Here is a 5,211-nt window from a genome sequence, read left to right on the forward strand (position 1 = left end):
AACGTCATTGATGCTATTTCTTTTAAGCTCACGATAGATCGTACTAGGATGTCTTTTAATAAGTTCAGCAAATTTTCTGGCTGAAAAGCCTTCTTTTCTTGACTCAAGCATTAATGCAGTACGATCTTCAAAGTTAAGATGATGGTATGACAATTTTATATACTCCATAAACCCTTTAAATTAATTAGGTGGTTTATGTCGCACTTCAAGTTTTACTCTGCCTTATTATATTTACCTTTTGGGGAGCCCGTCAAATTCCTCAGGATCATGCTTCATCGCCTAATCAAATTCATTATAAAAATTAACTACTATTTATTACTAAGTACTTGAAAAATAATCTATATTAAAATAAAAAAAGGGAGGATATCAGAGTAATTTAATATCGTCACTTATCAATAAGACTACCGTTATAAACTAATTTATTGTTATTGGAATTCTAAAATGTTTTAAAATAATATTAAATTTCTTGATTTTAAAATCTAAAAGTAGGGTAAATAGCTTTTTATTTAACCTTAACGGTTGGTACCCAAATATTAAAGCCAGTCGAGAGAGTAGATTTATTCTGCCCAAAAATATATTATTAATATAATAAAAATTTAAATATACTACTTTATAATCTATTAAAAACTGAGGCGCTAAGGAAAAATAACCAGCATAAGCATTATTAATTAATGATAAGTAAAAATCAGCTTTCTCTTGTGCTTTTAAAAAGTACTCATTAGAAAAATCAGTATTTACGTTAATCATGATAAATCACTTGTAGCTGGTTAAAAATCCATTATAGTACTCATCAAAGCACACCAATAATTTCAAGTATGCTTTATGATTTTTATGGTACAGACAGTTCTGTCTATTTGCAATTAAATGTTATCCGAATGCTAGTTTTTTAACCAGTGTGTGATTTTTTGTATAAATTATAAAATTCAATAACTTAAAAGCAATATATAGATATTTAAGATAAAAAAATAGATTTTTAATCTACAAATTTGATAGAAAAATTGAAAAAATTATCATTATTGAGGTAAATTTGTGCAAATTATGGAGCCAATAAAAAAAACAAATATGACTATAGTCTAATGGCTATTTTTAGAATTAGTGCTTTTTGGATTGCAAGATCAGATTTTCAACAAAGGCCCAGCTGGAATCAAGCTTCATACCACCTGTATAAGCGAAGATATTAGCGTTAACGGTTAAGCCATCCAGTGTTACCATAATGAAATTAGCCAGTGAAGCAGGGTGTTGTACACCGATAAGTGTCAATAATTCCTCTAGCACATCAGTCAGCCACTGCTTGTGATCCTGAGAAACTTGCCGAATCTTTGGGGTGTCCTGTGAGAACTCTTCAGAGGCTTTAATAAACATGCAGCCATAGAAATTGGGTTGCTCAAACCATCTTTCATACCACTGAAAAATACTTTTAATTTTTTCTAACGGGCTTGTTGCTTCATCAATACTTTTGTTTATACTGGTACGCAACTGCTCATCGCGACGGATCAGAATGCTTTCGATCAAGTGTTCTTTAGAAGGGAAATATTTATATAACGTCATTTTAGCGACGTTTGATTCAGAAATAATTCGATCAATGCCAATAGCATGAAAGCCATGCTGCGCAAATAATGCAGTGGCAGTTTCATAGATCATTTCTTTTTTAGAGCTATTTTTCAAGGTTAATCCTTATTTACAAAATACTATATGGGAAATAAAACGCCTCAAATAAATCGAAGATAACTAGATTGAATTGATAATTATATCTCTTTTTAGGTTTATTTTCTCGATTAGTTCTAAAAAAATAGAAAATTTGGTAACCAGCGTTTTATACAATATATTAATGCTATTAAGCAAGCTTATTTTAGTAAAGCAAAAGATTTTTAAAGTCAGCGTTTTAGATGACTGTTGGCTTCATACTGATATAACCAGAAGCGATTCCACAAATCACAGTAGTGCATACACATGTCTTCCAGTGACGGATAGATATCTGGAGTACATGCCTGAATCAAAGTAAACCATAGATCATCTTCATGGTCATCATCAGCTGCAAGGGCTGTATGATCAGATGACACTCCATGTACATAATAGTAACCATGCTCAACATTCAGGCCAACACTTTTAGTGGCTTGTCTTAAAGGCGGGCTGTACAGGATTACCTGTTGTTCTGCAACCGCCAGTAGGGCAACCACAGCAATATAAGTATCATAACTTTTTTCCAGATATCGCCTCACTTCTACAGCAATCTGGCTTGGTTTATAGTTCTCACGCTCTGCAATGGAAATATTCAGTTCGTTGAGCACTTTCTCAAACAGTGGATAATGGGCATAGGCTGGATTACCCTGATAGTAATTTATAGTGCTTGTGCCGGGTTGAAAGCCAAATTCGTCCAGCACATTCAAAGTAAGCAGGAACCGCGCAATCATTTTAATGCCAGCAGGGAGACGGGGTTCGAGCTGCCTGGCCTGGTATTGTGCCATCAATAAGGCGTCGGTGAAAATCTGTACGATGGCATGACGATATTCAAGATGAATATTCTTTACCGCTTGATGATTAAAGTGCCCATTAGTCAATAATTCAATCATCGAGTTACTAACTAGTTGATGATTTTTAATTTTGTGCTTTAGCTGGGCAATGAACTGCTCATTGGTATCCCACAGTTCCTTAGGGATACTTTTTTTTAAATTTTCAACTGCAATTTCTCTAGGTTGATCTATATCAATATGCATAATAATCTAGGATTTAAACGTATGAATAGTTTCATTAAAGAGAATTTATCTATCTAATGTTTAATTTAACTTCATAATTGAAGCATATTTATTGGGGACAGACAAGTCTGTATCCGTACGTCATGTAATAAATTTTTACTCTTGATTTTAATCATAAAAATTCTTTTTTGTAAATTTATTTATATAAAATTAAAGATGAAAACTAGAGTTATTAAAGCTCCAAAATAGTGCAGCCATGTGATGGCTAGGCAAAAATATTAATAGCCATTTTAATAATTACAACTAATGAAGTTCTATTGTATCAAAGCCGTCTTTATATATAAAAAATGAACGTTAATTTAAGTCAAATGTAATAATTGATTATCTGGCAGGCAAGGGTGTGAATAAAACCCTGTTACGCACCGAAGGCTTGGGTGCCAATCAGCCGATTGCCGATAACAGCAGTGAAGAAGGCAGACGACGCAATCGCCGTATTGAGTTTGAAGTGCTGTAGAAGACCGACCCTACAGCACTACGATTGATGAGCAATTAATTCCTGTATTTACTTTTTAAACGCCTGTTCGTTGGAGCAGGTGCTTAAATCACATTCCCGCTTGATTTCTTCAATGATGGCCTGATCATCCTTGGAGAGTGGCTTTTGACGTTGCACACAAAATTCCGGATTCACCTGCGACAGGCTAGTGCAGATATCCTGCAAGCGCTGATCAGTTTTCTGCATATGATCCAGCAAAATCCGGAAGCCATCCATTACCGGATCAGACGCATTGGGCACTGCGGCATAAGGCTGGAAACCCAGTGATTTGGCATAATTCATGCGGCGTGAATCATCAAGGCTTAATGAAGCAGGCTGTTCCTTGTAATCTTTTAAAATATAACGGGCTGGATTCCCCACGGCGGTGGCATTATCAGGAACTGCTTTAGTCACCACAGCATTGGAGCCAATTTTGGCATTTTTACCTACTGTAAAAGGCCCAAGAATTTTTGCACCAGCGCCAACTACCACGCCATCTTCGAGTGTAGGATGTCGCTTGCCTTTGTTCCAGGTGGTGCCGCCCAGGGTTACACCGTGATATAAAGTGACATCATCACCAATTTCTGCAGTTTCACCAATCACAACCCCCATGCCGTGGTCAATGAAAAAGCGCTTGCCAATTTTTGCGCCGGGATGAATCTCAATCCCGGTTAGAAAACGGTTAAAGGTGGAAAGACCGCGTGCAGTACCTTTTAATTCCTTTTGCCAAAGCTGATGAGCCACCCTATGCATGATCAGTGCATGAATACCAGGATAAGTGAGCAGAACTTCCAGTGTATTGCGGGCAGCAGGATCGCGGGCAAAGACGGCTTGAATATCTTCTTTAAGCTGCTTAAACATGGTCGTTATCATCCTGAGTCACGGATTGCAAAGTGTTCTTGGTGTTTTGGGAATGATCTGGAGTTTGTTGCGCAGTATTTTTTAATGGCCAGTTGCCCCGGCTTAAGGCTTGTACCCGGCCAAAGATACCCCGTAACAGGTTATATTCCATGCGATCCAGTTGAATACGACCAAACAGGCGACGCAAACGTAAGGGCAAAAGTCTGGGATTCTGCGGATCAAGAAAATCAATATCGGTGAGCATGGCTTCCAGATGCGGAAAAAATTGCTGCATTTGTGATTGGGTTGCCAAAGGTTCATCCCACTGCATGGCCTGCTGATTGGGCAAGGGCATTTGCTCTGGCTGGTCAGGATTAGAAAGTTGCTGCTTCGGCTGAGCTTCCAGTGCATGCATGCGCAGTTCATAGCAAACCACCTGAATGGCAGCTGCCACATTTAATACGCCATACTCGCTATTAACCGGAATGGTTAAGTGATAATTACACTGTGCCAGTTCTTCATTAGTCAAGCCACGGTCTTCACGGCCAAACACAATCGCAATCTCATGCTGATCCGCCTGTTGAATAGCCAGCCCAGTTGCTGCCCTGGCTTCGAGCAAAGGCCAGGGAATAGTACGGCTGCGTGCACTCGTTCCAAACACCACATGACAATCGGCAATGGCATCTTCAAGGGTGTCAACCACGATGGTCTGTTCCAGAATACTGGCGGCACCAGAAGCCAGTGCTGTTGCATCGCCGCTGGGAAAGGTTTTAGGGGCAACTAGAACCAGTCGGGACAGACCCATGGTTTTCATAGCACGTGCTGCTGCACCAATATTGGCTGGCAGGGTAGTATTGACCATGACAATGCGGATACGACTGAGCCGCTCTTCCAGTGTTAAGATTTCAGACAAAACAAACTCGCAATTTCCGTAAAACAGGACTTTCCAAAACTGCTTATTACTATAACATTATTTAAGATATAAAAATTTACTCACCTTATTTACAGTGATTAGAAGAACTTAGATTAGCATTTGAAGTGCAACACCATGTTCTTGGAATAATACCTGACTCGGACTTTTAAATCCGAGTCTTTTTCTTGGACGATGGTTCAATCGTTGAGTGATTTCTGCAATATATGCATCCG

General features: G+C 38.3%; 6 protein-coding genes. All 6 read right to left on the bottom strand.

Annotation, left to right across the window (positions count from 1 at the left end; all coding sequences use genetic code 11):
- A partial coding sequence (locus E2B99_RS11105) for a helix-turn-helix domain-containing protein (protein ID WP_005137992.1) occupies nt 1–153 on the bottom strand: 153 nt, incomplete at its 3' end.
- Between the two features lie 261 nt (nt 154–414).
- Complete coding sequence (locus tag E2B99_RS11110) at nt 415–747, bottom strand: hypothetical protein (RefSeq protein ID WP_134245017.1); 333 nt, start codon at nt 745–747, stop codon at nt 415–417.
- Nucleotides 748–1,092: 345 nt separating this feature from the next.
- A complete protein-coding gene (locus tag E2B99_RS11115; RefSeq protein ID WP_134245018.1) occupies nt 1,093–1,665 on the bottom strand; it encodes a TetR/AcrR family transcriptional regulator in 573 nt (190 codons plus the stop codon).
- 209 nt (nt 1,666–1,874) lie between these two features.
- Nucleotides 1,875–2,714: an iron-containing redox enzyme family protein gene (locus E2B99_RS11120; RefSeq protein WP_134245019.1), complete on the bottom strand. Its 840-nt coding sequence runs from the start codon at nt 2,712–2,714 to the stop codon at nt 1,875–1,877.
- 541 nt (nt 2,715–3,255) lie between these two features.
- Nucleotides 3,256–4,086 (bottom strand): serine O-acetyltransferase, encoded by an 831-nt coding sequence (gene cysE / locus E2B99_RS11130; protein ID WP_134245020.1) that lies wholly within the window; start codon nt 4,084–4,086, stop codon nt 3,256–3,258.
- Nucleotides 4,079–4,978, bottom strand: a complete 900-nt coding sequence (locus E2B99_RS11135) for an RNA methyltransferase (protein ID WP_276320942.1) — start codon at nt 4,976–4,978, stop codon at nt 4,079–4,081. Before E2B99_RS11135 ends, cysE begins: the two co-directional genes overlap by 8 nt.
- Nucleotides 4,979–5,211: the final 233 nt, after the last annotated feature.

The sequence above is a fragment of the Alkanindiges illinoisensis genome, from assembly GCF_004377485.1.
In the GTDB taxonomy this organism is placed as follows: domain Bacteria; phylum Pseudomonadota; class Gammaproteobacteria; order Pseudomonadales; family Moraxellaceae; genus Alkanindiges; species Alkanindiges illinoisensis_A.